Origin of the sequence: Paraburkholderia sp. SIMBA_027 (assembly GCF_046535315.1) — a bacterium.
In the GTDB taxonomy this organism is placed as follows: Bacteria; Pseudomonadota; Gammaproteobacteria; order Burkholderiales; family Burkholderiaceae; genus Paraburkholderia; species Paraburkholderia tropica.
The window spans coordinates 1-26,700 of sequence record NZ_JAWRWY010000033.1 but is presented as its reverse complement, the minus strand read 5'-3'; the positions used below and the strand labels follow the sequence as shown (position 1 = coordinate 26,700).

26 protein-coding genes and 1 pseudogene are annotated in these 26,700 nt (G+C 66.8%); 19 read left to right on the top strand and 8 right to left on the bottom strand.

Going from position 1 to position 26,700, the window contains the following annotated elements:
• Position 1 precedes the first annotated feature (1 nt).
• From SB764_RS36575 to SB764_RS36565, 3 genes are read left to right on the top strand one after another with little or no spacing between them, the layout of a single operon-like run.
• A complete protein-coding gene (locus tag SB764_RS36575) occupies positions 2-1,789 on the top strand; it encodes a DUF2300 domain-containing protein (protein ID WP_410866266.1) in 1,788 nt (595 codons plus the stop codon).
• Positions 1,790-2,620, top strand: coding sequence for a YfaP family protein (locus tag SB764_RS36570; RefSeq protein WP_373681726.1), 831 nt, complete (start codon positions 1,790-1,792; stop codon positions 2,618-2,620).
• Positions 2,621-2,673: 53 nt separating this feature from the next.
• The gene (locus SB764_RS36565) at positions 2,674-3,480 is read left to right on the top strand and encodes a YfaP family protein (RefSeq protein ID WP_410866265.1); all 807 of its coding nucleotides are present in this window, start codon (positions 2,674-2,676) and stop codon (positions 3,478-3,480) included.
• 37 nt (positions 3,481-3,517) lie between these two features.
• Here SB764_RS36565 and SB764_RS36560 read toward each other — a convergent pair whose 3' ends face one another.
• Positions 3,518-4,351, bottom strand: a complete 834-nt coding sequence (locus SB764_RS36560) for an oxaloacetate decarboxylase (RefSeq protein ID WP_110329959.1) — start codon at positions 4,349-4,351, stop codon at positions 3,518-3,520.
• A gap of 196 nt (positions 4,352-4,547) precedes the next feature.
• Here SB764_RS36560 and SB764_RS36555 point away from each other — a divergent pair, with 196 nt between their 5' ends.
• Together SB764_RS36555 and SB764_RS36550 are read left to right on the top strand one after the other, a co-directional pair.
• Positions 4,548-5,549: a LacI family DNA-binding transcriptional regulator gene (locus SB764_RS36555; RefSeq protein WP_065057764.1), complete on the top strand. Its 1,002-nt coding sequence runs from the start codon at positions 4,548-4,550 to the stop codon at positions 5,547-5,549.
• 153 nt (positions 5,550-5,702) lie between these two features.
• Positions 5,703-7,487, top strand: a complete 1,785-nt coding sequence (locus SB764_RS36550) for an IlvD/Edd family dehydratase (RefSeq protein WP_410866264.1) — start codon at positions 5,703-5,705, stop codon at positions 7,485-7,487.
• A 31-nt stretch (positions 7,488-7,518) separates the two neighbouring features.
• On the opposite strand, the gene SB764_RS36545 is transcribed toward SB764_RS36550, so the two are convergent.
• Entirely contained in the window at positions 7,519-8,265 is a 747-nt protein-coding gene (locus SB764_RS36545; protein WP_065057746.1) for an IclR family transcriptional regulator, read from the bottom strand.
• A 118-nt stretch (positions 8,266-8,383) separates the two neighbouring features.
• Here SB764_RS36545 and SB764_RS36540 point away from each other — a divergent pair, with 118 nt between their 5' ends.
• Positions 8,384-9,571, top strand: a complete 1,188-nt coding sequence (locus SB764_RS36540) for a fumarylacetoacetate hydrolase family protein (protein WP_183038863.1) — start codon at positions 8,384-8,386, stop codon at positions 9,569-9,571.
• Positions 9,572-9,738: 167 nt separating this feature from the next.
• The gene (locus SB764_RS36535) at positions 9,739-10,914 is read left to right on the top strand and encodes a pyridoxal phosphate-dependent aminotransferase (protein ID WP_410866263.1); all 1,176 of its coding nucleotides are present in this window, start codon (positions 9,739-9,741) and stop codon (positions 10,912-10,914) included.
• Positions 10,915-10,954: 40 nt separating this feature from the next.
• Here SB764_RS36535 and SB764_RS36530 read toward each other — a convergent pair whose 3' ends face one another.
• The 3 genes from SB764_RS36530 to SB764_RS36520 are packed head-to-tail and all read right to left on the bottom strand — an operon-like array spanning position 10,955 to position 12,129.
• Positions 10,955-11,368: an NUDIX domain-containing protein gene (locus SB764_RS36530; RefSeq protein WP_231957407.1), complete on the bottom strand. Its 414-nt coding sequence runs from the start codon at positions 11,366-11,368 to the stop codon at positions 10,955-10,957.
• Positions 11,369-11,388: 20 nt separating this feature from the next.
• Positions 11,389-11,622: a hypothetical protein gene (locus SB764_RS36525; protein WP_065057749.1), complete on the bottom strand. Its 234-nt coding sequence runs from the start codon at positions 11,620-11,622 to the stop codon at positions 11,389-11,391.
• Between the two features lie 42 nt (positions 11,623-11,664).
• Positions 11,665-12,129, bottom strand: a complete 465-nt coding sequence (locus tag SB764_RS36520; protein ID WP_080180309.1) for an Lrp/AsnC family transcriptional regulator — start codon at positions 12,127-12,129, stop codon at positions 11,665-11,667.
• A gap of 136 nt (positions 12,130-12,265) precedes the next feature.
• On the opposite strand from SB764_RS36520, the gene SB764_RS36515 reads away from it, so the two are divergent.
• Positions 12,266-12,892, top strand: a complete 627-nt coding sequence (locus SB764_RS36515; protein WP_065057751.1) for a LysE family translocator — start codon at positions 12,266-12,268, stop codon at positions 12,890-12,892.
• A 44-nt stretch (positions 12,893-12,936) separates the two neighbouring features.
• Here the strand turns inward: SB764_RS36515 and SB764_RS36510 are convergent.
• A pseudogene (locus SB764_RS36510) lies at positions 12,937-13,442 on the bottom strand (DUF1993 family protein).
• Positions 13,443-14,040: 598 nt separating this feature from the next.
• Between SB764_RS36510 and SB764_RS36505 the strand changes: the two are divergent.
• From SB764_RS36505 to SB764_RS36495, 3 genes are all read left to right on the top strand, one after another.
• Positions 14,041-14,535, top strand: a complete 495-nt coding sequence (locus tag SB764_RS36505) for a hypothetical protein (RefSeq protein WP_205996273.1) — start codon at positions 14,041-14,043, stop codon at positions 14,533-14,535.
• A gap of 358 nt (positions 14,536-14,893) precedes the next feature.
• Complete coding sequence (locus tag SB764_RS36500; protein ID WP_065057753.1) at positions 14,894-15,178, top strand: hypothetical protein; 285 nt, start codon at positions 14,894-14,896, stop codon at positions 15,176-15,178.
• 261 nt (positions 15,179-15,439) lie between these two features.
• Positions 15,440-16,630: a L,D-transpeptidase gene (locus tag SB764_RS36495; RefSeq protein WP_234775094.1), complete on the top strand. Its 1,191-nt coding sequence runs from the start codon at positions 15,440-15,442 to the stop codon at positions 16,628-16,630.
• A gap of 93 nt (positions 16,631-16,723) precedes the next feature.
• On the opposite strand, the gene SB764_RS36490 is transcribed toward SB764_RS36495, so the two are convergent.
• Complete coding sequence (locus tag SB764_RS36490) at positions 16,724-17,629, bottom strand: DMT family transporter (RefSeq protein ID WP_065057754.1); 906 nt, start codon at positions 17,627-17,629, stop codon at positions 16,724-16,726.
• Between the two features lie 318 nt (positions 17,630-17,947).
• On the bottom strand, positions 17,948-19,522 hold the full coding sequence (locus SB764_RS36485; RefSeq protein ID WP_065057755.1) for an ABC1 kinase family protein: 1,575 nt from the start codon (positions 19,520-19,522) through the stop codon (positions 17,948-17,950).
• Between the two features lie 236 nt (positions 19,523-19,758).
• On the opposite strand from SB764_RS36485, the gene SB764_RS36480 reads away from it, so the two are divergent.
• The 8 genes from SB764_RS36480 to SB764_RS36445 all read left to right on the top strand — a co-directional run bounded on the left by SB764_RS36480 (position 19,759) and on the right by SB764_RS36445 (position 26,501).
• Complete coding sequence (locus tag SB764_RS36480) at positions 19,759-20,514, top strand: DeoR/GlpR family DNA-binding transcription regulator (RefSeq protein ID WP_065057756.1); 756 nt, start codon at positions 19,759-19,761, stop codon at positions 20,512-20,514.
• A 292-nt stretch (positions 20,515-20,806) separates the two neighbouring features.
• Positions 20,807-21,016, top strand: coding sequence for a hypothetical protein (locus SB764_RS36475; RefSeq protein ID WP_146230141.1), 210 nt, complete (start codon positions 20,807-20,809; stop codon positions 21,014-21,016).
• Position 21,017: 1 nt separating this feature from the next.
• Positions 21,018-22,103: a 2-aminoethylphosphonate ABC transporter substrate-binding protein gene (gene phnS, locus SB764_RS36470; protein ID WP_080180314.1), complete on the top strand. Its 1,086-nt coding sequence runs from the start codon at positions 21,018-21,020 to the stop codon at positions 22,101-22,103.
• A gap of 102 nt (positions 22,104-22,205) precedes the next feature.
• On the top strand, positions 22,206-23,285 hold the full coding sequence (gene phnT / locus SB764_RS36465) for a 2-aminoethylphosphonate ABC transport system ATP-binding subunit PhnT (protein ID WP_110329961.1): 1,080 nt from the start codon (positions 22,206-22,208) through the stop codon (positions 23,283-23,285).
• On the top strand, positions 23,263-24,195 hold the full coding sequence (locus SB764_RS36460) for a 2-aminoethylphosphonate ABC transporter permease subunit (RefSeq protein ID WP_065057759.1): 933 nt from the start codon (positions 23,263-23,265) through the stop codon (positions 24,193-24,195). Before phnT ends, SB764_RS36460 begins: the two co-directional genes overlap by 23 nt.
• Positions 24,185-25,060 carry a 2-aminoethylphosphonate ABC transport system, membrane component PhnV gene (gene phnV, locus SB764_RS36455; protein ID WP_176082059.1) on the top strand — a complete coding sequence of 292 codons (876 nt, stop codon included), beginning with the start codon at positions 24,185-24,187 and terminating at the stop codon, positions 25,058-25,060. The genes SB764_RS36460 and phnV overlap by 11 nt, the downstream gene beginning before the upstream one ends.
• A 181-nt stretch (positions 25,061-25,241) precedes the next feature.
• Positions 25,242-25,862, top strand: coding sequence for a GntR family transcriptional regulator (locus tag SB764_RS36450; RefSeq protein WP_237181453.1), 621 nt, complete (start codon positions 25,242-25,244; stop codon positions 25,860-25,862).
• A gap of 84 nt (positions 25,863-25,946) precedes the next feature.
• The gene (locus SB764_RS36445; RefSeq protein ID WP_065057761.1) at positions 25,947-26,501 is read left to right on the top strand and encodes a phosphonate degradation HD-domain oxygenase; all 555 of its coding nucleotides are present in this window, start codon (positions 25,947-25,949) and stop codon (positions 26,499-26,501) included.
• The last annotated feature ends 199 nt before the right edge of the window (positions 26,502-26,700 follow it).

Genomic DNA, 26,700 nt, shown 5'->3' with positions numbered 1-26,700 from the left:
GGTGAAAGCGCGTTTCGTCGGCTGGAGCGCGGCACTCGCGCTCACGCTTGCGGCCTGTGCGCCGCAAGCGGCGCTGGCAGAGAACGTTGCGAACGCATCGAACGCATCGAACGCCGATAGCAAGGCAAGCGATGCGAAGTCGAGCACGACGGCGAGCACGAGCGGATCGGCGCTGCGTTTCGCATGGCAGCGCGACGGCGCAGGCGCGCGCCTGTGGACGCTCGATCCCGCCAGCGACACCGTCGCGCAAGGCTCTGGCGAGCCGCTGCCGGCCACGCTCGAAACGCCGCTCGGCAGCGTCTGGAAACTGTTCGTCTACGCCTATCTCGTCGACCGCCGGATCGCCGCGCCCGATTACCAGTGCGACGGCCACGACCGCGAAGAAGTCTACTGCTGCATGACCGGCGGCCACATCGACCGCGATCGCGCGCTCGTGCAATCGTGCGGCCTGTTCTTCGAGCCGCGTCGTCTCGAACTCGATCCGGCGGGCTGGCGCCAATATTGGCGCGCGCGCAAGGCGCCCGCATGGCTGCTCGATCTCTACGCGCTGCGGCCCGAACGCCGCGTGCGCGTGAGCGAACTGCTCGCCGCGCTCCAGGCCGTGCCCGCGCGGGCGCGCGACGACACGGCGAGCACGCTCGTCTCGGTCGTGACGAGCGGACGCGGCGAAGGCACGGTCTCGCTCTACGGCAGTCTTCTGCGCGCAAAAACCTGGACGATGCCCGATCCGGCGAATCCGGGCGGCTACGAGGGCGGCGCGGCGGGTTGGCTCGCGGACGGCACGCCGGTCTGGCTCGGCGGACGCGGTGGCAGCGTGCGCGTTCTGGCGGCCGCCGCGCCGCGCATCGCGCCGCTGATCGCGCAAAGCGCGGTGCCGGACGATCGCGCGTGCGTGGTTGTCGACATGTTTTCCAGGTATCCGATCCGCAACGTGTTCGCGACGCGCGCGGGCGGACGCCCCGTGCAACCGGGCCTGCTCGACGGCGCATACAACGTGAGTTTCGAAAACGGCAACACGCTGCCGATCGAAAGCCACGGCGAACTGCTGCTCGATCGCGACGACACCGGCAAGCCGCGCATCGTCGGGCGCTTCGGCATGAACGACTACGTGGCGCGCGTGGTGGAGCGCGAAGGCGACACGGCGGAGCCGCAAGCGGCGCGCGCGCTGGCCGTGGCCGCGCGCAGCTATCTCGTGCAGCACGCGGGCCGCGACCGCGGCTGTTATCGCATCGACGACAGCAGCCGCACGCAACGCGTCTTGCCGCGTGCGCCGCGCGTCGCGTCGCGCAACGCCGCCGATTTCACCGACGGCCTGGTGCTCGCGGGCGTGCCCGTGCAGTTCCATCACGACAAAGCCGCGCCGGGTCAGATGAGCTGGCTCGACGCGCGCGCGGCGGCGCAACGCGGCCAGAGTTTCGACGCGATTCTCGCGCGCACCTGGCCCGAAGCCACGCTCACGTCGTTCGCGAGTCCGCTCGCGGGCGACTGCGAACCGGTGATGGGCGCGCGCGACTGGCTGCGCCGCGAAACGCCGAAATGGGACCGTCGGCTCGCGAGCGAAGCCGGCTATGAGGAGCCGGAGATTCCGGCGGTCTGCGAAGTGGTCTCGGGACGACCGTATGCGGATGCGGGCCGCAATCGCGTCTATATCCGCCGCCTGAGTTCCGACGACGATCGCATCGCGCTTGCGCACGAATATCTGCATCTCGCGTTCGCGCATCATCCGCGCGGGCAGGACGAGACGTTTATCGAGCAGACCGCGCGCAAGCTGATACTCACGGGAAGTTGAATGACGACGACATCGTTCGCGCGAACCTTTATGGCCGCTGTCGCGAGCGGCGCGCTGGCGCTCGCGGCCACGCACGCGCACGCCGACGAAACCGGCACGCTCGCGCGTCTGACCGGCGCGTTCAACGGCTGGCGTCACAGCGGCCTCACGAACGAAGGCGAGCAGTATGTGGCGGCGTATCCGCGCCCGCCCGTCGATCGCGGCGCGCAGCGCTTTCGCACGCTGATCGAAGGGCAGTTGAAGCACGTCGATCCGCACGCGCGCCGTCCGCCCACGCTGGTGGTGAACGGCAATCCCACGCCGCTTTATACCGATGAACAAGGCTTTTTCGCGCGTCCCTGGGCATTTGGCGCGGGCTCGAACAGCATCGAAATCATTTCCGCCGATGGCACGAAGCACCAGCGCATGCAGTTCTACGAAGCGGATCGCAACAAGCCGCAAGCGAAGCTGCGCGCGATCGTGACGTGGGACGATCCGCATGCGCAGGTCGATCTGCATGTGATTACGCCGGAGGGACTGCACGCATTCTTCGCGAATCCCACGCTGGAAGACGGCAGCGGTTTCGATGTGGATTCCGTCGACGGCGCGGGGCCGGGGATCTTTTCGTCGGCGGCGCCCGAGCACGGCACCTGGCTGTTCTTCCTCAACTACTGGGGTAATTTCGATTCGACGGGCTACAACTTCGATCCCGGCGCGCACGATCGCGACGTGATCACTGCCACGCTCACGCTCGTCTTCAACGAGAACACGCCGAACGAGCGCCGCGAAACGCGCGTCGTGCCGCTGCGCAAGATCGGCGACCTCGTGCTCGTGAAAAGCGAGCGGCTGTGAACCTACCTGAAGCGACGGCATCCATGATCGACACGACCCCTCAGCGAACTCCCATGAATTCGAACCGGCTCCATCGTCGTTTGACTCGCGGCTGGCAAGCGCTCGCCGCGCTCGCACTGGGCGCCGCCGCGTGCGCCGCGCAGGCCGACACCATCGACTTCAGCGCGCCGCTGAACGGCTGGCGCAATTCGGCCGGCGACGAAGCGCGTTATACGCAGGACGTGCACTATCCCGCGGTGGGCGTGAGCACGCCGGAAGGGCAGTCGGTCAATGCGTTGATCGCGGGGCATATCAAGGCCGCGCCCAAGGCGAAGTCGGGCACCTCGGTCGGCACGCTCGTCGTGAACGGCACGCCGATGCCGCAGCGCATCGAAGAGGACGGCAGTTTCTCGCGGCCGTTCGCGTTCGGCGCGGGCAGTAACAGCGTGGAATTGCGCAGCGCGGACGGCACGAAAAAGCGCGTGCAGTTCTATGACGCGTATGCGGGCAAGACGCACGCGCGTCTGCGCATCGTGCTCGCGTGGGACACCGACGGCACCGACCTCGACCTGCACGTGGTGTCGCCGGACGGCGTCCATACGTTTTACGCCGACCGCGTTGCGCCGAACGGCGGCGCGCTCGACGTCGACGTGACGACGGGCTACGGTCCGGAGATCTATTCGAGCGCCGCGCCGCTGCACGGCACGTATCTCGTCTACGTGAATTACTACGGCAGCGGCAACAGCGGCAACGACATGACGGTCGCGCAGATCACCATCATCACCAACGAAGATACGCCGAACGAAAAGAGCGAAACGATCCGCGTGCCGATGCGCGCGGCGGGCGAGCTTACGCTCGTCAAACGTTTCGTGATGCCGTGATTCGGTCGAATCACGGCAATTTCCATACCGTCGAAAATCAGTTCGGATCGCTGAATAAATCGTTGAGCTGATTGCCGGGCGCGTTATCGATGAAGCCGTCGAAGCGCCCTTCGAGCAAGGTCTGCGTGGCGCGCATGAAGCCGCCCCACGCCGAGCGCGCCAGCGCGCCGCCCACGCTCACCCGGCGCACGCCCATCTCCGCCAGATCCTGCAGCGTCCATTCCGACACCGAGCCGATCAGCACGTTCACGGGCTTCGGCGCGACCGCCGTCACGACTGCGACGATTTCCTCGCGCGTGCGGATGCCGGGCGCGTAGAGGCAATCGGCGCCCGCCTGCGCATAGGCTTTGAGACGCGCGATCGTATCCGCCAGATCGCGCTCGCCCGTGAGAAAGTTTTCGGCCCGGCCGACGAGCAGCGTGTCGCCGCCGCGTTCGTCGATGGCGCGGCGCGCGGCGCGAATGCGTTCGACGGCCACGTCGATCGCGAACAGCGGCGCGTCGGGGTGGCCCGTCGCATCTTCGATCGAGAGACCGGCCACGCCTGCGTCGACGGCAAGGCCGACGCTTTGCGCGACCTCCTCTGCGTCGCTGCCGAAGCCGTTTTCGAAGTCCGCGTTGATCGGCAGATCGGTGGCCGCAACCATCTCGCGCAGGTGCGCGATCACGGCGTCGCGCGGCAGCCCATTGTCGGCGTGCGCGCGCGACCACGCGAAGCCCGAACTCGTCGTGGCCAGCGCCTTGAAGCCGACGCTTTCCAGATAGCGGGCGCTGCCCGGATTCCACGGATTCGGCAGCAGAAAGCAGCCGGATTCGTGCAGGGCGCGAAAGGCGGCGCGCTTGTCCGCGATGCTGCGAGGCGAAGAGGGCATGACGTATCTCCAGGTTTGGACGCGCTGGCGCGTGGGCATCAGCGGCAAAAACGGAAACGCAACAGCAAGACGAAAGCGGACATTCGAAGCGATCCTCGAGGACGCCCGCGCCGCTGCCGCTATCATATGCGCTGTTTTCTCTTTGCTCAGCACGACGATGGCCAAAACGCCCGCCTCGAAAACCACGCCGCCGCGCATGTCCGATGTCGCTCAACTCGCGGGCGTATCGAAGATGACGGTTTCCCGCGTGCTGGCCGGGCGCAGCGCGTCGGAATCCACGCGCGCGCGTGTGCAGCGCGCCATCGACGAACTCGGTTATGTGGCCGATGCGGCGGCCGGCGCGCTGTCTTCGGGACGCTCGTCGTTCGTGGCGGTGCTGGTGCCGTCGCTGTCGAGCTCGAACTTCTCCGACACGGTGAGCGGCCTGACCGCCGTGCTCGAACCGCGCGGGCTCGAATTGCTGATCGGCGACACCGATTATTCATTCGATCGCGAAGAGCGTCTCGTGCGCCAGATGCTGCGGCATCAGCCGCGCTGTATTGCGCTTACCGGTTCGCAGCACACCGAGGCCACGCGCGCGCTGTTACAGCGTTCGGGCGTGCCGGTGGTCGAAATGTGGGATTTGCCCGCCGAGCCGATCGACATGTCGGTAGGATTTTCCAACGTCGCCGCCGCGCGTGAGATGGTGCGCCATCTCGCGGGCAAGGGGTATCGGCGCATCGGCTTTCTGGGCGGCGCGAGCGAGCTGGACCGGCGCGGCCTCGATCGCCTGAAGGGCTATCAGATGGAGTTGAAGGCGCTCGGGCTCGGCGCGCCGCGCGCCGTGCGTCTCGGCGATTCGCCCATCACGATGAGTCACGGCGGCCCGGCGATGGCCGAACTGCTCGCACGCTGGCCCGACACGCAGGCGGTGATGTGCGTGAGCGACATGTCCGCGTTCGGCGCGATCATGGAGTGTCAGCGGCGCGGCATGCGGGTGCCGAAGGACATCGCCGTGGCCGGCTTCGGCAACTTTGAAATCGCGAGCTGCTGTCATCCGACCATCACCACGGTTTCCGTCGACGCTTATGGCATCGGGCAGCGCACCGGCGAAGCGATGCTCGGCGCGCTCGCCGCCGAGGAGAGCGAGCACGCGGGCGCGCGCCGCGCCGTGAAGACGCGCATCCACTACGCCGTCGTGCCGCGCGAAAGCGCCTGACTGCACCTTGCCTGGCTTGCCGTAATTGCCCTGGCTGCATCGCGCCGAAGCATCGTGCTAACATTGAAATGTTATCGGTAACACGGCATCGGAAAAACGACCGTGCGCTGCGTGCCGCCCGCACTCCGCCCGCACTCAATGGAGACAGACACCATGGCCCAGTCGCCTTCGCGCCGCCTGCGCAGTCAGGAGTGGTTCGACGATCCTGCGCACGCGGACATGACCGCGCTCTACGTCGAGCGCTTCATGAATTACGGCCTCACACGCGAGGAGTTGCAGTCGGGCAGGCCGATCATCGGCATCGCGCAGACGGGCAGCGATCTCGCGCCGTGCAATCGCCATCACATCGCGCTGGCCGAGCGCGTGAAGGCGGGCATTCGCGACGCGGGCGGCATTCCGATGGAGTTTCCCGTGCATCCGCTCGCGGAGCAGAGCCGCCGCCCGACGGCGGCGCTCGACCGCAATCTCGCGTATCTCGGGCTCGTTGAAATCCTGCATGGTTTTCCGCTCGATGGCGTGGTGCTCACGACCGGTTGCGACAAGACCACGCCCGCGTGCCTGATGGCGGCGGCCACGGTCGATCTGCCCGCCGTCGTGCTGTCGGGCGGCCCGATGCTCGACGGCTGGTACGAAGGCAAGCGCGTGGGTTCGGGCACCGTGATCTGGCACGCGCGCAATCTGCTGGCGACGGGCGAGATCGACTACGAAGGCTTCATGGCGCTCACCACGGCGTCGTCGCCGTCGATCGGCCACTGCAACACGATGGGCACCGCGCTCTCGATGAACTGTCTGGCCGAAGCGCTCGGCATGTCGCTGCCCGGTTGCGCGAGCATTCCCGCCGCGTATCGCGAGCGCGGGCAGATGGCGTACACCACGGGCAAGCGCGCCGTCGATCTCGTGCGCGAGGACGTGCGACCGTCGACGGTCATGACGCGCGCAGCGTTCGAAAACGCGATCGTCGTGGCGTCGGCGCTCGGTGCATCGACGAATTGCCCGCCGCATCTGATCGCGATTGCGCGTCACATGGGCATCGATCTCACGCTCGAAGACTGGCAGCGTTTCGGCGAGCAGGTGCCGCTGCTCGCGAACACCATGCCGGCGGGCGAATATCTGGGCGAGAGTTTCCATCGCGCGGGCGGCGTGCCGACCGTGCTGCGCGAACTCGATCGCGCGGGGCTGCTGCATGGCGAGTGCCGGACGGTGTCGGGACGCACGATCGGCGAGATCGCGGACGGCGCCCAGGCCGCCGATCGCGACGTGATCCACACCAGCGAAGCGCCGCTCAAACACGGCGCGGGCTTTATCGTGCTCTCCGGCAATTTCTTCGACAGCGCGATCATGAAGATGTCGGTGGTCGGCGAGGCCTTCCGGCAGACCTATCTGAGCGAGCCGGGCGCGGAAAACGTCTTCGAGGCGCGCGCGATCGTGTTCGACGGACCCGAGGATTATCGGGCGCGCATCAACGATCCATCGCTGAAGATCGACGAGCGTTGCATGCTGGTGATTCGCGGTTGCGGCACGGTGGGTTATCCGGGCAGCGCCGAAGTCGTGAACATGGCACCGCCCGCCGAACTCGTCAAACGCGGCGTGACGTCGTTGCCTTGCATGGGCGACGGGCGGCAGAGCGGTACATCGGCGAGTCCGTCGATCCTGAACATGTCGCCGGAAGCGGCGGTGGGCGGCGGTCTCTCGCTGCTGCGCACGGACGATCGCATCAAGGTCGATCTGAACGCGCGGCGTGTGGAGCTGCTGATCGATGCGCAGGAACTCGAACGCCGCCGCGCCGACGCCGAATTCCACGCGCCGCCTTCGCAGACGCCCTGGCAGGAGCTGTATCGGCAGACGGTCGGCCAGCTTTCGACAGGCGGATGCCTCGAACCCGCCACCTTGTATCTGCGTGTGATTGCGGAGCGTGGCGAGCCGCGGCATTCGCACTGACGCGGCAGCGCGGGCGGCGAGACCGCAGTGCTCAGAGCGATTTGCCGATGCGATGCGCCATCTCGACGATGGCGATCGCCATGCGCTTTTCGCGGCGTGCGTCGAGGCGTTCGAGCGGCAGACTCGTGCTGACCGCGACGCGCTTGCCGAGCACCGTCACGCCGACGAACGCGGCGAAGCAGGCGAGTCCCGCCGTGACTTCTTCGCGCTCCTGCGCGAGTCCCGAACGGCGCACCGCCGCGAGCGCGTGCAGCAGATCCTGACGCCGCGTGACGGTGTGGCTCGTCACCGCGGCGAGCTGCTTCGGCAGCAGGCGGGTGACTTCGTCGTCCGGAAGACTGGCGAGCAGCGCCTTGCCGAGCGCGCAGCAATGCGCGGGCAGCCGCGAACCGAGATCCGACACGAGCCGCACGGGACGCGCTGCATCTTCGCGCGCGATATAAACCACCTCCGCGCCGTCGAGCACGGCGAGTTGCACCACTTCGTTGTGCGTCGCCACGAAGGTCGCGGCCTCGCGCCGGAACACTTCCTGCAACTGATCGTGGCGCACGTAGGCGCTGCCCAGTTCGAAAAGCGTCACGCCGATGATGTAACCGTCGGCGCGTTTTTCGATCCAGCGGCGGCGTTCGAGCGAGTCGAGCATCAAATACAGCGTGCTGCGCGACAGGCCGGTTTGCTCCGCGATGGCGGCCGCGCGCACGGGCGACGGCGCGTGCGCGAGCACGTCGAGGATGTCGTGAATGCGCTTGAACGCGGGCACTTCGTAAGCTGACGTCATGATGCGGTGGCAAAGGTCATCCAACAGGTTGGAAATACTAACACCAGGTTAGACATCGATCACGCGCGATCCTACGATCGATGCTCCTCAACGACATTCTCGATACAGGTTGCTCGTCATGGCCAATTTGTCAGTTTCGGATTTCCTGCCCGCCGATCTCGAACAGGCGCTGCTGGTCGGGCGCGTCTGGCGGCGCGACGGCGATCATGAAGGGCCGAGCGTGGTGGTCGTGCGCGACGGCCAGGTGTTCGACATCACGCGCACGGTGGCCACGACGGCGGATCTGTTCGATCGCGCCGATGCGGTCCAACTCGCGCGCACCGCGCCGGGCGCACTGCTGGGCGAGGTGACGGATCTGCTCGCGGCCAGTCTGCCGGGTGCGCCGAATGCCGACGCGCGGCTGCTCGCGCCGTGCGACGTGCAGGCGATCAAGGCGTGCGGCGTGACCTTCGCGGTGAGCCTGATCGAGCGCGTGATCGAGGAACAGGCGGGCGGCGACCGCGCCAAAGCCGCCGACGTGCGCGCGACCATCGCCGACCTGATCGGCAGCGATCTTTCGCAGATCGAGCCGGGCTCGGACGCGGCCATGCGGCTGAAGGCGGAGTTGCAGCGGCGCGGCGCGTGGTCGCAATATCTCGAAGTCGGAATTGGTACGGATGCCGAAGTATTTTCCAAATCGCAGCCGATGTCGGCGGTGGGTTTCGGCGCGGAGGTTGGCTTGCTGCGCGCGTCGGTCTGGAACAATCCCGAGCCGGAAATCGTGCTGGCGGTGAATGCGCGCGGCGAGATCGTGGGCGCGACGCTCGGCAACGACGTGAATCTGCGCGATATCGAAGGCCGTTCGGCGCTGCTGCTCGGCAAGTGCAAGGACAATAACGCGTCGTGTGCGATCGGTCCGTTCGTGCGCCTGTTCGACGAGCATTTCACGCTCGATTCGGTGCGCGCGGCGAGCGTGGCGCTGCGCGTCGAGGGCGACGACGACGGTTTCGTGCTCGACGGCGTGAGCCACATGAAGGAAATCAGCCGCGATCCGCAGCAACTCGTCGAGCAGACTTGCGGCAGGCATCATCAATATCCCGACGGCTTCATGCTGTTCCTCGGCACGATGTTCTCGCCGATCCAGGATCGCGATGCGCCGGGCTCGGGCTTCACGCATCATCTCGGCGATATCGTGACGATTTCGACGCCGCCACTCGGCGCGCTCGTCAACACGGTGAAGCTCAGCGATGAAATCGCGCCGTGGACGTTCGGCGTGCGCGCGCTGTACGCGAATCTCGCGGCGCGCGGCATTGCGCCCGCGAACTGATTTTGTCGTCGGCATAGCGGAAAACGCCGCGCGCATTTTTTCCGCGTGGCGATTCCTTGGTATCGTTGTGCTCGCGCCGGCAAGCGGCGCGCAGAACACACAACGCATACGAGACGGCGGCGGCGCGCAGGGGCGCGCGGCCGCTTCGTCGCAGGGAGTCGCGGACGATGAAGTTTTCGAATCTGGTCGAGCGGTTGCAGGGCCGGCGCACGTCGGCTTGGGAAATCCATCATGCCGCGCAGCAGGCGGTCGGGCGCGGCGAGGACGTGATCATTCTGAGCGTCGGCGACCCTGACTTCGCGACGCCGGCTCCTATCGTCGAGCGCGCCGTCACGGCGCTGCGCGAGGGCGATACGCACTACACGTCGATCATGGGCCGCGAGCCCTTGCGCGAAGCCATCGCGCGCATGCAGCGCGAGTCGGGCGCGCGCGAGGTTGGCCCGCAAAACGTGATGCTTTGCGCGGGCGCGCAGAACGGGTTGTTCGCGTCGTCGCTCTGTTTATGCGAGGCGGCTGACGAAGTGCTCGTGCCCGAGCCGATGTATCTGACCTACGAGGCGGCGATCCGCGCGTCGGGCGCGACGCTCGTGCCGGTTCCCGTCGATCCCGAACGCGGTTTTCATCTCGATTGCGATGCGCTGGAAGCCGCCGTCACGCCGCGCACGCGGGCGATTTTCTTCGCCACGCCGTGCAATCCGACCGGCGCGGTGATGCCGCGCGACCATCTCGAACGCATCGCGCAACTCGCGCAGCGCCACGATCTCTGGGTGGTTTCCGACGAGGTGTACGCCGATCTCACGTTCGAGCGCGAGCATGTGAGCATCGCCACGCTCGACGGCATGGCGGAGCGGACCGTCACGCTCGGCAGTCTGTCGAAATCGCATGCAATGCCGGGCTGGCGGCTGGGTTGGGTGATCGCGCCCGAAACGCTGATCGGCCATCTCGGCCGTCTCGCGCTCTGCATGTTCTATGGGCTGCCGGGCTTCATCCAGCAGGCGGCGCTCACGGCGCTGGAGGAGCGCGCGCACGTGGTGGCGGAGATGCGCGCGATTTATCGGCGCAGGCGCGATCTCGTGTACGCGCATTTGAGCGGCGTGCCCGGCCTGCGCTGTCTGTTGCCGGAGGCGGGCATGTTCATGATGATCGACGTGCGCGGCACCGGCCTCGATCCGCACGCATTCACGTGGCAGTTGTTCGAGGCGCAGAAGGTGTCGCTGCTCGATGCGAGCGCGTTCGGCGACACCGCGAGCGGCTATGTGCGGCTCGGTTTCGTGGTCGACGATGCGCGGCTCGTCGAAGGCTGCGAGCGGATCGCGGCCTTCGTGCGGCAGTTGGGCGCTTGATTACGTCAGCGCTTGAGCGTTTGAACCTGGCAGCGCGACGTTAGCGCGTTTCGAAGTACAGCCGCGTCGGTTCGAAGAGGTTGGGCGGCAGCGTGTCGCGCGTGAACCAGGCCCAGCGCGCGCACTTCTCCGGTTCGGCGACGACCGGCGTGCCGTCGGCCTCGCCTTCGACGAACAGCGTGACGTGGCGCACGCGGCCCGTTTCGAGCCAGCCGCTCGCCCACTGCGTGCCGCGTGCCGCCCGCAGTTCAAGGCCGGTCTCTTCGAGCAGTTCGCGCGCCGCGGCGTCGAGCGGATCTTCGCCGGTTTCGACCTTGCCGCCAGGGAATCCCCAGGTATCGAAGCCCCAGCGGCTTTGCCGAAGTCCGAGCAGCCATGCGCCGTCGCGCTGGACGACGACACCGGCGCCCAGCACCGTGACGACCGGCATCGCCGGCTTGGCGTCTTGCGTCATGCGTTCATGCCTGTGTGCTATTAGCGATTGCCGTCGAGCAGGTCGTTCAGCAGTTCGTCGAAGGCCGCCTGGGCGTCTTCGAGTTCTTGCAGCGCGGCGTCGAACGCCGTCAACGCGAATTGCGACGGACGGCCTTCGCCCTCGGGCGGAAACTGCGTTTGCAAGGCGTTGAAGGCCGTTTTCACGCGCTGGGTGGCGGTCAGCACGCGGTCCATCGCGGCGGATTCTTCGGCTCGCGCCTGTTCTGGGGTCATCGATAGCTCCGGTTCGAAAAGTAAAAGAGGGGCGTCAGGCATTCAGGGCAGGGGCAAGCTGCCCTCGGACTTCACTTCGCGCATCGACAGCGCCGATTCGACCGAGGTGACGCCCGGCAACGAACGCAGTTCGTCGCGCATGAAGGTGCCGTAGTCGTCGAGGTCGCGCGCGACGATCATCAAAATATAGTCCGCCGTGCCGGCGACGTTGTGACACGACAGTATCCGCTCGATCGCGCAGACTTCGCGCTCGAAACGGTCCGCGAGCGCGCGGTCGTGCACGGCGAAGCGCACCGACACGTAGGCGACCACGCCGTAGCCGAGCGCGCGACGCGAGAGCATCGCGCGATAACGCTCGATGTAACCGTCCTGTTCGAGCCGCTTGAGACGTCGCGCGCAGGGCGTCTCGCTCAGACCGACGGTTTCGGCGAGCCGCGCGTTCGGCATTCTGCCGTCCGTTTGCAGAGCGCGCAGGATCGCGCGGTCCAGTTTGTCGAGGTCGCTCATGGCGAGTGGTGCCTTCCAGTGATGGATGGGTGAATTTTAGGGTAATCCACCCATCTATATGAATTTTCTCGACGATTGCGCCAGAAATCACTCCATCGTTGGCGGCATCATAGAGCCTCTTTCAAGCGAGGCCATCATGATTTCCGCCCATTTGCTGCTCATGTTCATTGCTGCCCTGATCGTGGTCTGCGCGCTGCCTGGCGCGGACATGGCGCTCGTGATGCAGACCAGCATGAGCCGGGGCGCGCGCCGCGGCTTCGCGGCGGCCTGCGGGCTGGGTCTCGCGCGCGCCACGCACGTGACGCTCTCCGCCTGCGGCCTCGCGGCGCTGCTGCGCAACGCGCCGTGGCTTTATGAGGCGGTGCGCTACGCGGGGGCGCTGTACCTCACGTATATCGCGGTGCAGATTTTCCGCGCGCCGGTGTTCGCGCTGCCGGACGAGGCGGGCGGAACGGCCGCGCGGCCGATGCGCGCCGATTTCCTCAAGGGTCTGCTGACCAATCTGCTCAATCCGAAGGCGCTGCTGTTCTGCTCGGTGCTGCTGCCGCAGTTCCTTCGTCCGGAAGCCGGTTCCGTCTGGCTGCAGGTGCTCGAACTGGGCGTCGTGCTGGTGATCGTGTGCGCGATCTTCGACGTGATCTATGCGCTGGGCGCGGCGCGCATCGCCGTGTTGCTGCGCAAGCATCCGCTCGCGCAAACCGTGCAGAAGTGGGCGTTTTCTTCGGCCCTGATCGGTTTCGCGTTGCGCCTCTCGCTCGACTGATCGAGCGAAAAGCGCCTGCGGACGCTTGCCTGCGGACGCTCGCCTTAGCGGCCGCCGAGATAGTCGAGTTTGCCGATTTCGACGCCGTTGTGACGCAGGATGTCGTACGCGGTCGTCACGTGGAAGAAGAAGTTGGGCAGCACGAACGTGAGCAGATAGCTCAGGCCCGTGAACTCGATCGGGCCCGAACGCATCTTGAGCGTGATGGCCTTGTCTTCGCTGCCGTCGATCTGTTCGGGCTTGAACGTGTTCAGGTAGTCGATGGTCTTCTGGATGCGTGCGTGCAATTCGTCGAACGTCACTTCCACGTCGTCGAACTTCGGCGCTTCCACGCCCGCGAGACGGGCGGCGCAGCCCTTGGCCGTGTCGGTGGCGATATGAATCTGGCGCAGCAGCGGCAGCATGTCGGGGAACAGTCGCGCGCCGGTGAGCACCGTGGGGTCGATCTGCTTTCCGCCGCGTGCGCCTGTGCCTTGCCGATGATCGTCTGCAGGTTGGCGAGGCCGCGCGTGAGCACGGGCACCGAAGCTTGATACAGGGTGATGGACATGGGGATTCCTCGTTTCTTCGCGTAATGGCGTTGCTTGATGTGGCTCGGTTGCGTTGCTTCGACGATGCCGCCTGAGCCGGGCCGAAGCCAGACGGCGAGTCATTATGCGCTATCGGGTATGACGCCGCCATCGACCGAACGGCCAGGCTTGCGCGATGACCCGGCAGGCATGAAAGTCAGTCTCGATGCCGCTTGAACGGCGCGCGGAAATGCGTCCGGCTTCGTCGCAATTGATTGGTTATGCGAACTAAAAAACGTCATTGAATTCGCAGACTTGGCGCGTCTCGCCGGTTTGGCCTGATCACTCGACGGCGCCTCGCCGCGCGCCGTCGTGGTGAATCGGCGAAATATTGGGCCTCGCGGGTTTTCTATCTTTCGTAAAAAAGGGTTGTGGTGGGGTTTCACCACCTGAAAATTCGAATGTGTTTTAATTACCCGGCATTGACCATCCAATGCGCATCTTACGGCAGCGTAGATGCGCTGAACCATGAACGCAGAATTGGCAGACATATCTCGAGCCGTGCGTCGCATGGCAACAGGCGGCGCCCGTTGTGCGCACGCGCGACGCTCGCGCAAATGGACGCGTGCAGTGCACGGCATGGTGCTGGCGGCTGCGGCAGGCGGCCTGCTCGGCAGCGCGCCCGCGCGCGCGCAAGACCCGCGTCTGCTCGACGCCCGGGTGACGCAGGATTCCGTCTCGGACACCATCTGCCGGACGGGTTACGCCGACAGCGTCGCGCCCCCGTTCGATCAGGCGATGGCGCTCAAGGCCCGCCTGCTCACGGCGCGCGGCATCGACGCCGAAGACGGCGTGACGTACGCACTCGACCGGCGCGTGCCGATCCTGCTGGGCGGTTCGCCGGACGCGTCCGCCAATTTCGATTTGCTGCCCTGGGGCGGCCACGCGGGCGAGCGCCGCAAGTCCTTGCTGACCGTGCGCCTCAAGCGCTGCGTCTGCGCGGGGCGCATCACGCTCTCCGAGGCGCAGGCGGCCATCGCGGGCAACTGGTCCCATCAGTACGATCAACTCACGCGCATGCAATGCGGCGCGGACGGCGACACGACGTCCGCGAGCCGCGACGACGCGCCTTGACCCTGCTTTCCCGATATCCCCGGCGATTTGCGCGGTGCGGTGGGGCGCGGTGCGGCGGTCATCTCATGCGGCCGCGCCGGATGACTCGAGGCCGTACACGGGCACGCCCATTGCGAATATGGTCTGACGGATCGACGGTGCGCCGATTGACAATATGACGCAGCGCACACGTCGCCGAATGGGACTATCCTGACTGTGATCAATAAAAGGAGAGAGCAAAATGTTTGCGTCCAGCCTGTTGCTGCTTGCTGTTGCGGCCCTGCTTGGTCAGGCGGTTTGGACTCGCGCGAAGGCTCGTCCGAGCCTGCAACCCGTGCGCGTGCGCACGGATCGTCCGCGCCGCCCCTTGTAAACCATCATGCACCTGACCGTCTGGAATGTGCCCGAGACCTGTAGCGAACAGGATGTGCGCGATTTTTTCGAGCGCGAACTCGGGCATTACGCCAAGAGCGTGACGGTGTACGACGCGGGTACGCCCAACGCGCACGCCGATCTCGAACTCGACTCCGAAGTGCCGTATGTCGGCGAAACCGTCGCGCGCGAGTTGCAAAGCCGCCGGCTCGCTGGTGTTGCGTTGCGCGTGAGCGCTGCGCCCTTTGAGAGCGAAGCCGACGACGAGCACCGCCGCCAGGCCGCGCCTTGACGTGGCAATGAACCGATCTCGCGCGTTGGCGTTCTTCGCTGCGCTATAGTCGGTCTTCTTCCTGTATTTCCGCACAAACGTCGCCGTATGGCGACGTTTTTGTTTGTGTCGCGGCTCAAGCGCTGAACAGTATGTCGCACCTGCGGCGGCTCGTGCCCTTTGTCTGGTTTAATGACGGGCGAAGCGGCTGCGGCACCGGAATTGCGGTGCCATGCCAGTTGCATCTACTTCAGTCAAAACGCATAAAGAGCCGGGTTCTCGATGAAATTCATACTGTCGCGCTGCGTGTCGGCGCGTCGTGCATGGCGCCTGGCCGTTTGCGCGGGTTGGGCGGGTTGGACGGTGGCGAGCGCCTGGGCGGCCGGTCCCGCCGTGGCCTCGGGGCCGCGCGTAACGTCGGGCGCGGTTCAGGCCGCACCCGCTTCCGCACCGCATTCCACTGCGCCCACGGCGGCGGCTTCCATGGCGCCTGCCGCGAGTGCCTTGATGGCTGCGAGCGCCGTGCATGCGGCGTCGGGTGCGCATGTCGCCGCAGCGAGCGCCGCAAGTGCGGCCAGCGCGGCTTCGGCGGCGAACGCGGCGGCCAGCGCGACTGCGAACGCGTCCGCGCCCGAGGCCGCCGGTCCCGCGCCGCTTGTCTTGCCCGAGCATCCGAAGCTCACGCCGGAGCAGGCCGCCGATGAAACCCGCCGCGCGCTCGCCTTGCGCGACGACTTTGCGCGCGAGGTGAAGCGCCGCCTGCGCGTGCCGCTTGCCGACCAGCGCGCTTATGGCCAGCGCCTGCAGGACGCCCTCGACGAAAAGGACCTCGGCGCGCTGGCGGGCGAATACGTCATCCTCGTTGATCGCAATGCGAACGTGCAGGCATTGTTCGTTTATTTCCGCGCCATGCCCGACGATCCCTGGCAGATGATCGGCGCGTCGCCGGTCGCGACCGGCCGTCCGGGCGAGTTCGATCACTTCCTCACGCCGCTTGGTGTGTTCAATCACACGCCGTCGAACATGGACTTCCGCGCGGAAGGCACGATGAACCAGAACGGCATTCGCGGCTACGGCGCGCGCGACATGCGCATCTACGATCTGGGCTGGGTCGATGGCGAGCGCGGCTGGGGCAAGGGCGGCGTGTCGCCGATGCGCTTCCAGATGCACGCGACCGATCCCGACCGCCTCGAGCCGCTGCTCGGCATCCGCCATTCGAAGGGCTGCGTGCGGATTCCGTCGACGCTGAATCGCTTTATCGACCATCACGGCATCATCGACGCCGAATATCAGGCGCTCGTCGAGTCGGGCAAGTCGCTCTGGGTGCTGCACTCGGACCGTCAGATCACGCCGTGGGCGGGGCGCTTTATCGTCGTGATCGATTCGGCGCGCAAGAAGCGGCCTGCCTGGGCGCCCGCGCCGGGCAGCAAGGCGCACGCGCAGGTGCCGAAGGGCGGCGATACGGCGGATTGAGGCGCTGAGGCGTTCGCCTGGGGACACGCGCGGCGCTGCGTCTTGCGGGCCGCGCGTGGTGTTGTCGGCCAGCGCTGACGTCACACGACGACGTCAGCCGCGTCGCGCGATCAGCACGCCCGCGAGCGCCACGCCGAAGCCCGCGATCTGGATCGGCGCGAGCGTTTCGCGGAACAGCAGCCAGCTTTCCAGCGCGGCGAGCGGCGGCGCGAGATAGAGCAGCGCCGTGGCGCGCGCGGCCTCGCCGTGCCGCACCATCCAGACCAGCAGCGTCACGCCCGCGCCGGACAGCATCGCGATCCCCCACGCGAGCGATATCCACAAGGTCGCCGAGCCGATCCAGCGATGCTCGCCGAGCGCGAGCGCCAGCAGCGCCGCGACGATCGCCGCGCCCGCGTTCTGCACGGCGCTCGCGCTGCGGATATCGGCCTGGGCGAGCGACGTCTTCTGATAGAGCGTGCCCGCCGTGATCGCACCGACCGCGAGCACGGCGACGACCACCACCAGCAGCGGATTCGCGTGCGCGCCGGACAGATCGGCGTTGGCATTGGCGCTCACGCTGGCGTGCTGGAAGGCCGCGCTGAGCTTCGGCATCAGCACGAGCACGACGCCCGCGAGACCGAGCGACATGCCTTGCCAGCGCCGCGTCGAGATCCGCTCGCCGAACAGCGGCGCGGCGAGCGTGGCGGTCAGCAGCGGCTGCAGCGCGCCGAGCAGCGCCATCACGCCCGCGCTCAGCCCTTGCGCGACGGCCCAGTAACCCGCGCCCAGATACACGCCCTGCAGCAGCGCGCCCGCGAACAGATGCTTGCCGATTTCGCGTCCGCGCGGCCAGGGCGCGCGCATCGCCAGCGCGATGCAGGCGAACAGCGCGGCCGTGCCCGCGAAGCGCGCGAGCAGGAACAGGTTGGGATCGGCGTAGGGCGCAATGGCGCGGGCGACGACGAAACCCGTCGACCACAAGGCGACGAAGAGGGCGGGAGCGAGCGAAGCGAGCATCGGTGAAGGGAGCGGGGAGCGCCGCGGGCGGCGCGTCGGGGTTCGAAAGGCCCGGAGTATCGCGCGGTGCGGCAGCGGCGGTCTTGTTCAGGACTGCATTGGTGGTTTTCGCGCGACGCGTGGCGAGTGGGTTTGAATCGCAACTAACAGCCAAGGGTCTGCACGGCGCGGCGGGGCAGAGCCGTTAGCGCGGGGCGCTGATTCCGCGGCAAGCGACGTTTGAATGCGCGATCAGAGTGAACGAGAGTGAACACGAAGCAGCGCGTGGGAACGCGTCAGCGTGTGCGTCCGGACGCGCTTCCGGCAATCCGCAAGAAACTAGAAAGAAACCAGCGTCGCAGCCACGCCGATGAACACGCCGCTCACGGCACACGCAATCAACAGCGCGCGCGTGCGCCGATGTTCACGGCGCAGCGACTCCAGAATCCCCGCTGATGTCCCTGCGTGCGCACCGGGCTGTCCATGCGCGACGTTCGCGTGCCGGTTCATGAAGTGATAAACAAGCTGCGGCACGCGCGGCGCGATCTGCGCGAGATGCGGCAGTTCCTGCGAAAGCCGCTTGATCCAGCCGTGATGGCCGAGATCGCGCCTCGCGATATCGCCGAGCGTCGTTTTGGCGATGCTCCACGCATCGATATCCGGATGCATCGTGCGCGCAAGCGTCTCGGCCTCGCCGAAGGCGCGCTGTGCGGCGGCAAGACGCGGCGACACCTCGCCGCCAAACGGCTGCACCGCATGCAGCAGATGATGAAACAGCGCGCCCGCGCTGCGCTCGCTCGAATCGTCGGCGAAATGCGCTTCGCTGCGTGTGCGCAGTTCGGCTTCGATACGCTCGGTGCGCGCGTGCGCCGGCACGTGGCCCGCGTGGTGATGCAGTTCCGCGAGCCGCGCGTAGTCCTGTTCGAACAGCGCTGTCGCGCCATGCACGAAGAACTCGCGTTCGGGCGACGACAGGCTCGTCATCAGCGCGGCGCTGGCGAAGATCAGGCGTCCGCGCGTCTCGGGCTCGACGCTCACGGCGACGCGGCGCGCATCGAGCGCCGCATGAAAGAAGCCGTGCTCGAACGCCTGTTGCGTGACCACTTCGATCAGATGCGCGGCCACGCTCGCCGCGTTGATGCGATGCTCGGCGAGACCGATCACATCGGTTGCGCGCACCGTGTCGATATGCTGGACCACGAGCGTCTGCGCGGTGCACAGGTCCCAGATCACGTCGGGGACGAGCACGCGGGTGTCGTCGGCGAGATGGTGGCCGCTCTGGCTCAGGTTCGCGGCCTGGGCGCGCAGATCGAAGCGGCGTTGCAGATCCTCGCGCAGCGTTTGCGCGAGTGCGCGCAGTTGCAGCCGTCGCGCGCCGCTCGAGAGCCGTTCGAGCCAGCGCGCGACGCCGCACAGCAGCGCGGCGTCGTCGTCGACCTGCACGGTTTGCTGCGTGCGCAGCAGGCGCACCGTCACCAGCTGATGGCCGTTGATCGGCTGCGCGAGACGCGCGACGTGCGTCTGCTCGCACCAGCCGTTGTGGCATGGCGTGGGATCGATCCAGGCGAGCTGCGTCTGCACCGGCTTGCCGAAGGCGCGTTGCAGGGCCGCGTCGAGTTCGGCGCCGGTCAGCGGATCCTCGAAATGCTCGATGGCGTCGATCGCGTCGTGCAACGTGATGGTGGCGAGTTCGGGACGCGCGCTGAGCGTCTGCGCGAAGGCGCCCGCGATCGGCGCGAGCTTCGGCAGCACGCCGGACAGACGCGCGGCGAGGCGCTCGTCCTCGCGCATGCGCGCGGCAAGCGAGAGGATCCAGTGCAACTTGTGATGCTCGGGCGCCGCGAGCCAGATCAGTCTGATGCCGTAGCGCAGCGCGCAAAACAGGAGACGCAGTTGACGAAGTCGTGCAAGCATGAAATCGGCTATCGACGAAACAGGGACCGTCCGGCGTCCGGACGGCCACACGAGATTAGCAGGGATGGCCGCGCGATGGCAGTGCCGGTTTTGCCAGGTGCGACGACATGGGCGAGGCGAGCGAGGCGCCATGCGTGACGGATCGCGCCGGTGCGGCCCGGCCCGTCGCCGCACGGCCCCGTAATACAATACGGCGGCCTTTTCAGATTTCCACGCGCGCCGCGCGTCCCACCCAGATGCTCGCAGAACAACGTCACCAATACATCCTTACGCAAGTGAACCGGAACGGGGCGCTCTCGGTGGCGGATCTCGTGCGCGAGCTGCGCGTGTCGCGTGAAACCATCCGCCGCGATCTCAACACGCTCGCGGGCCGCGGACTGCTCGTCACCACACACGGCGGCGCGTTGTCGAGCGATCGCAGCGAGCCGGATCTCGATGTGCGCGAGGCCGCCAATGCCAGCGCCAAACGCGCGATCGGCGAGCGCGCAGCAGAGTTCGTGCCCGACGGCGCGTCCGTCATCATCGATTCGGGCAGTACGACGCATGCGCTCGCACGCGCGCTCACGGATCGCCATCGCCTCACGGTCTACACCAACGACTGGCGCATCGCGCTGCTGCTGGGTCGCCGCAACGAAAACCGCGTGACGCTGCTCGGCGGCGAACTGTCCGATCACGAAGAAGCCACCTTCGGCCTCGATACCGTGCAGCAGCTCTCGCAATATCACGCCGATTACGCCTTCGTCGGCGCGGGCGGCATCACGGCCGACGGCTGGCTCACCGATTACTCGCGCATGGTCTCCGAGGTGCGCAGCCGCATGCTGCTGGCGGCGGCCTGTGCGATCGTGGTCGCGGACCACTCGAAGTTCGGCCGCATGACGCCCGTGCGCATCAACGGCTTCGAACGCGCGCGCTACGTCATCACCGAACTCGCGCCGGACAAGACCGTCGCGCGCGCGATCGAAGCGCGCGGACCCGAACTCGTCATCGCCTGAACGCCGCCGCGTTTTCCTGTCCCGGCGCTTTCCTCGCCGCCCGTTTTTCCGCCTTGCCGCTGCGCCCCGTCTGACGCCGCGCGGTGCGCGCCACATCGCCTTTTCCGCCCTTCGATGGTGAGATTCACGCACTCGCGTGGGGATTCCGCACATCCGCCGATATGGGGATTTTTGGCGAATTGTGGAATTTTTTGACAAACGCCACAATCGTCATGGCCCTGTCACGAAAACCTGTGATTCTTGCCGGGCCCGTTCAGACGGGGCCGGCGCGCGACAGGGACGACCTCCCGGCGTGCTGTTCGGCCCGACGCACTGGAGCGGCGACGACGGATTGCAGACAATCTGCAATCCGCGCGGCGCACCGGTCGGGCAGGGCAGGCGGCGCAGTCCGCCGACGCTCGAGCGGATTGATTGCACGAACGATCATCCGGTCGACGACACGATCAACGACACATACGCATCGGGTATCCCCGAGCCACTGGTTTTTGCCTTCGGAGAGTGACATGAACCACAGGAATTCCCCTCGCGCCGGTTTTGCACGCAAGGCGCTGCCGATGCTGGTCGCCGCGACGTTGCTCCAGGGCGCCGCGATGAGCGCCCATGCTGCCGGCGCAGTCGTGCTGTACACGGCCGACGGCCTGGAAAATCTCTACCGCGACGTGCTGCCCGCTTTCGAGAAGCAGGAAGGCGTGAAGGTCAACATCGTGACGGCGGGCAGCGGCGAAGTCGTGAACCGCGCCAACGTCGAAAAGGATTCGCCCAAGGCCGACGTGATCGTCACGCTGCCGCCGTTCATCCAGCAGGCGCAGCAAAGCGGCCTGCTGCAGCCGTACCAGAGCGTGAACTACAAGAACGTGCCGGCCATCGCCAAGGCGACGGACGGTTCGTGGGCGACGTTCGTGAACAACTACTTCTCGTTCGCGATCAACCCCGACGTCGTCAAGAACCAGCCGAAGACCTTCGCCGACCTGCTGCATCCGGACTACTCGGGCAAGGTTGCGTACTCGAATCCGGCCACGGCCGGCGACGGCATGGCCGTGATCATCCTCACGACCTCGCTGATGGGCGAAGACAAGGCGTTCGACTATCTGAAGAAGCTCGAACAGAGCGCCAAGTTCCACACCAAGGGCACCGGCTACCTCGACGTGCTGCTCTCGCGCAACGAAATCTCGGTGGCCAACGGCGACCTGCAGATGGATCTCGACGACGCGGCCAACGGCGGTCTCTCGCTCAAGCCGATCTTCCTCGCCGCCGACGCGAACGGCCATCCGACCACGTTCCAGCTGCCGTACGCGATCGGCCTGATCAAGAACGGTCCGAACCAGGCGGAAGGCAAGAAGCTGATCGACTATCTGATGTCGACGGACGTGCAAGCGAAGGTGCCGGACATCTTCGGCATTCCGGGCCGCACGGACGTGGCGCTGTCGGGCAAGAACGGCGCGGCCGTCAAGCAGGCGATCGAGGGCGTCAAGCTGATTCCGGTCGACTGGAACCAGGTCATGGCGAAGAAGGCCGACTGGACCACGCGCTGGAAGAACGATGTGATCGGCTCGTCGGGCAAGCAGATCGAAGTCGTCAAGCCGAAGTAAGCAGGCCCGTTGCGCGCGGCCGCCTCGCGTGGCCGCGCGCGCCTGCATCGAGTCATACGTGGAGATGAACCGGTGAATACCGCAACCCTGGCGTCGGCCGAGATGGCCCGCGCGATGCCGGATGTGTCCGGTCTAAGCGATACGGCGGGCGCGCACGGCGCGGCCGGCGTGCAGATCGATCGTCTGAGCGTGCGGTTCGGCGCGCGCACGGTGCTGAACGACCTTTCGCTCACGATCCGGCGCGGCGAACTGCTGACCGTGCTGGGCCGCAGCGGCTGCGGCAAGACCACCTTGCTGCGCTTCATCGCGGGTTTTATCGAAGCCGACGGGCTGGCGGGCACGCTGACCGTCGCCGGCCGCGATCTGACGCATGTGCCGCCGCATCAGCGCAATCTCGGGCTGCTGTTCCAGAGCTATGCGCTGTTCCCGCATCTGTCGGTGTTCGAGAACGTCGCGTTCGGGCTGAAGGCGCGCCGCGTGCCGTCGCGCGAGATCGCGCGCCGCGTGGCCGACGCGCTCAAGCTCGTGCAACTCGGCGATCAGGGCCACGTGATGCCCGCGCAACTCTCGGGCGGCATGCAGCAGCGCGTGGCGCTGGCGCGCGCGCTCGTGATCGAGCCGGACGTGCTGCTGCTCGACGAACCGCTTTCGGCGCTCGACGCCAATCTGCGCGCGTCGGTGCGCAGCGAACTCAAGGCGCTGCACGAGCGTCTGCCCGACCTGACGATCGTCTGTGTGACGCACGATCAGGACGACGCGCTGGTGCTCTCCGACCGCACGCTGCTGATGCGCGACGGCCGCATCGCGCAGCTCGGCACGCCGCAGGAACTCTACGACACGCCGAACGACGCCTACGTCGCGCGTTATCTGGGCGCGGCGAACCTGCTGCCGCCGGGCGTGGCGTTCCCGGTCGGCGACGCGCGTCACGACGTGCGCGACAAGCTCGCCTGCCTGCGTCCCGAAAGCCTGCGCATCGTGCCGCTCGGCGAAGGGCAGTTGCACGGCACGATCGAATCGGTCGAATGGTATGGCTCGGTGCTGTCCGTGCCGGTGCTGCTCGACGCGATGCCGAACGAACCGGTGCTCGTCACCCTGCAGCGCGGCCACGGCATCACGCCGGAAAAAGGCATGCGCGTCTCCCTGCGTTACGAGGCTGACGATGTCGTCCTTATCAACCCCTGATTCGAGTGCGGCCGCCGCCGCGCCGTTCGACCTGCCGGGTGCTCAGGCGCACACGGCCGCCGTGCGCCGCCGCGAGCGCCGCGCGCAGTGGCACATCGCGTTTCTGCTGGTGTTCGTGCTCGGGCCGCTGGTGGTCTATCCGCTCGTGCGTCTCGTGCTGCTGAGCCTCACGGGCGCGCACGGTCTGGGCTTCGGCGCTTACGCGAGCTTCTTCGGCAATCCCGATTCGCGCGGCGTGATCGGCACGACGCTGTGGATCCTGTTCCTGAGCGCAGGCCTCGCCTCGCTGCTCGGCGTGGCGATCGCGGCGATGTTGTTCTTCAAGCCGTTTCCGGGCGCGCAGCTCGTCACGCGTTTTCTCGAACTGTTCGTGGCGTTCCCGTCGTTTCTCGTCGCGTTCACGCTGATCTTTCTGTACGGCTCGCAGGGCTCGGTGAGCATCGGCTTGCAGCGCCTGTTCCATCTGCAGTCGCCGCCGCTCGACTTTCTGTTCGGCATTGGCGGCGTGGTGCTCGCGGAAGTCGTGTTCTATGCGCCCTTCGTGGTGCGTCCGACGCTCGCCGCGTTCTCGCTGCTCGACATGCGGCTGATCGAAGCCGCGCGCAGTCTCGGCGCGAACAACCGCATGGTCGCCGCGCGCGTGATCCTGCCGCTCGCGTGGCCGGGCATCGCCGCCGGCACGATCCTGTGTTTTCTGCTGACGTTCAACGAGTTCGGCATTCTGCTCGTGCTCGGCAGCGCGCATCTCGTCACGCTGCCCGTCGCGATCTATAGCTCGGCAACCGTCGATCTCGACTTGCCGACCGCCGCCGCGGGCGCGGTCGTGATGCTCGCGATGTCGCTGTCACTGTATGCGCTGTACCGGCGCGTGAATCGACGCAGTCATGGAGGCGCGCGCAATGTCAACTAATCCGGTTAGCGAAGGCGCGAGTGTCGCGCTGCCGCCGAAGCATCGACGCGCGCGGCCTGTCGAACGCAGTCTCGTGTCGCGCCTCGCGGGGGGCCTGCTGGTCGCGTTCGCCGCGCTGCTGTGCTTCTGGCTGTTCGTGTTGCCGGTGATCGTCGTCGCGCTGTCGAGCGTGGCGTCGCACTGGTCGGGCACGATCCTGCCCGACGGCTACAGCACGCGCTGGTTCGAGCGGCTCGGTTCGACCGATTTCGATGCGCTCGTCACGAGTCTCGAAGTGGGCTTCGGCGTGGCCGTGCTCGGCACGGCGCTCGGCTTGTGGCTCGCACTGGCGCTCGAAGGGCGCGATCGCAAGGGGTTTGGGGCCGTTGTCGATACGCTCGCGATGGTGCCTAACGGCGTGCCGAGCGTGGTGCTCGGTCTTGCGGTGCTGATTGCTTATCACAAGGCGCCCGTGGATCTGTCGAGTTCGGCGGCCATCGTGGTGTTCGTGCAGCTCGCGCTGGTGTTGCCGTTCTGTTATCGCTGCGCGTCGGCGGCGCTGCGTCCCGAGCTGACGGTGCTGCGCGAAGCGGCCGCGAGTCTAGGCGCGCCGCCGGCGATGGTGCTGCGCCGCGTGGTGCTGCCGCAGCTCGTGCCGGCGATCCGCGCGAGTCTCGCGCTGGGTTTTGCGCTCTCGCTCGGCGAACTGGGCGCGACGCTCACGGTGTATCCGCCGGGATTCCAGACGGTGCCGATCGTCGTGGTTGGTGCGGTCGAGCGCGGGTATTACCTGCCGGCGTCGGCGTTGTCGCTGATCTTGCTGATCGTGTCGCTGGCGGCGCTGCTGCTGATCGCGGCGCGCGTGCCGCGCCGCCGCGCGGCTTGACGCGAGGGATGCGATGGATGCGCTGTGGCTCGACGCGCCCGACAGGCACAGCGGACGCGATGCAAGGGAACGACGCGAAGTGGGTGACGAGGACGAGGCGAGCGTGTCGAAAGACAGACGCGATGAGGCGCAGGCGGAGTGGGGCGGCGGCGCTCAGACGCGATCGTCGTCCCGATCCGCGGTGACGACGCCGCTCGCGCTGCTGCGCCAGCACTCGCTGACCGATCTCGTGCGCGACGAGATCGAGCGCTGTATTGCGGCGGGGCAGCTCGAACCGGGCGCGAAGCTCGTCGAGGCCGATTGGGCGGCGCGCCTGCAGGTGTCGCGCGGACCGGTGCGCGAGGCGTTTCGCGCGCTTGAACAGGCCGGCCTCGTGCGCAATGAGAAACATCGCGGCGTGTTCGTGCGCCGCGTCTCGGGCGCGGAGGCGGGCGAACTCGCGGCGCTGTGTACGGTGCTCGAGGAAGCGGCGTGCCGCGCGCTGGCGGCGCGTATCGACGCGGCTCAGGTCGCCGATCTGCGCGCGCGGCTCGATCGCATGCGCGACACGCTGGCCCGCACCGACGACGCACTCTATGCGCAAGCGCGCGAGGCGTTTCGCGATGCACTGGTGGCCGCGGCGGGCAACGCGAAATTGCACGAGGCGTATCGGCGCGCGGTGCGCGAATGGCGGCTGTCGCCACGCGATGCGTTGACGGACGCGGCGCGCGAGCGCTCGTATGCGCGGCATCGGGCGATCCTCAATGCGCTTGCGTCGCGCGACGCCGAGGAAGCAGCCGCGTTGATGCGCGCGCAGGACTAGTTGTTATGTGTGTATGGAAGGCGATGGCGGCGCCGGTGTCGTCATCGTCGAGATCGAGGTTGGCGTGAAAAGAGGTGGAGAAGCATGGCACTGAGTCTGGACGATATCCGCAGCCTGTTCGAATCGCACGGCGAGCAGACGTATAGCGGCGAGCCGGTGACGCAGCTCGAGCACGCGCTGCAGAGCGGTGCGCTGGCCGAGGAGGCGGGCGCGAACGAGGAACTTGTGGCGGCGGCCTTTCTGCACGACCTCGGGCATCTGCTGAATCATCAGGGCGAAACGCCGACCGAACGCGGCATCGACGACCTGCATCAATACTATGCGCTGCCCTTCCTGCGCCCGGTGCTGCCGGATGCGGTGCTGGAGCCGATCAAGCTGCACGTCGATGCGAAGCGCTATCTGTGCGCGACGGACGACGCGTATTTCCGTTGCCTCTCGCCGGACTCGGTGCGCAGCCTGCAGCTGCAAGGCGGCATTTTCGATGTGGCGGCGGCACGCGAGTTCGCCGCGCGCCCTTACGCCGACGATGCGGTGCGCCTGCGCCGCTGGGACGATCTCGCCAAGGTGGCGGGAAAGCCGACGCCCGATCTCGATCACTATCTACGTATCGTCGAACGCGTGATGGCGCGCCACGCATGACATACCAAAAATCCGCTTGCAATAAGTCATGCGTGTGACTAGAATTCGCCTCCTTCGCAATTCGATGTCACTGACACTGCAGCGCGAAGCCCGCGACGAAACGAGCGGGTTCGCAGGATCAACAAGCTTTTTAAGCGGCGACGTAAAAAAAGATGTTGACGAAACGAAAAAGAGACTTCATAATCTCGTTTCTCTGCTG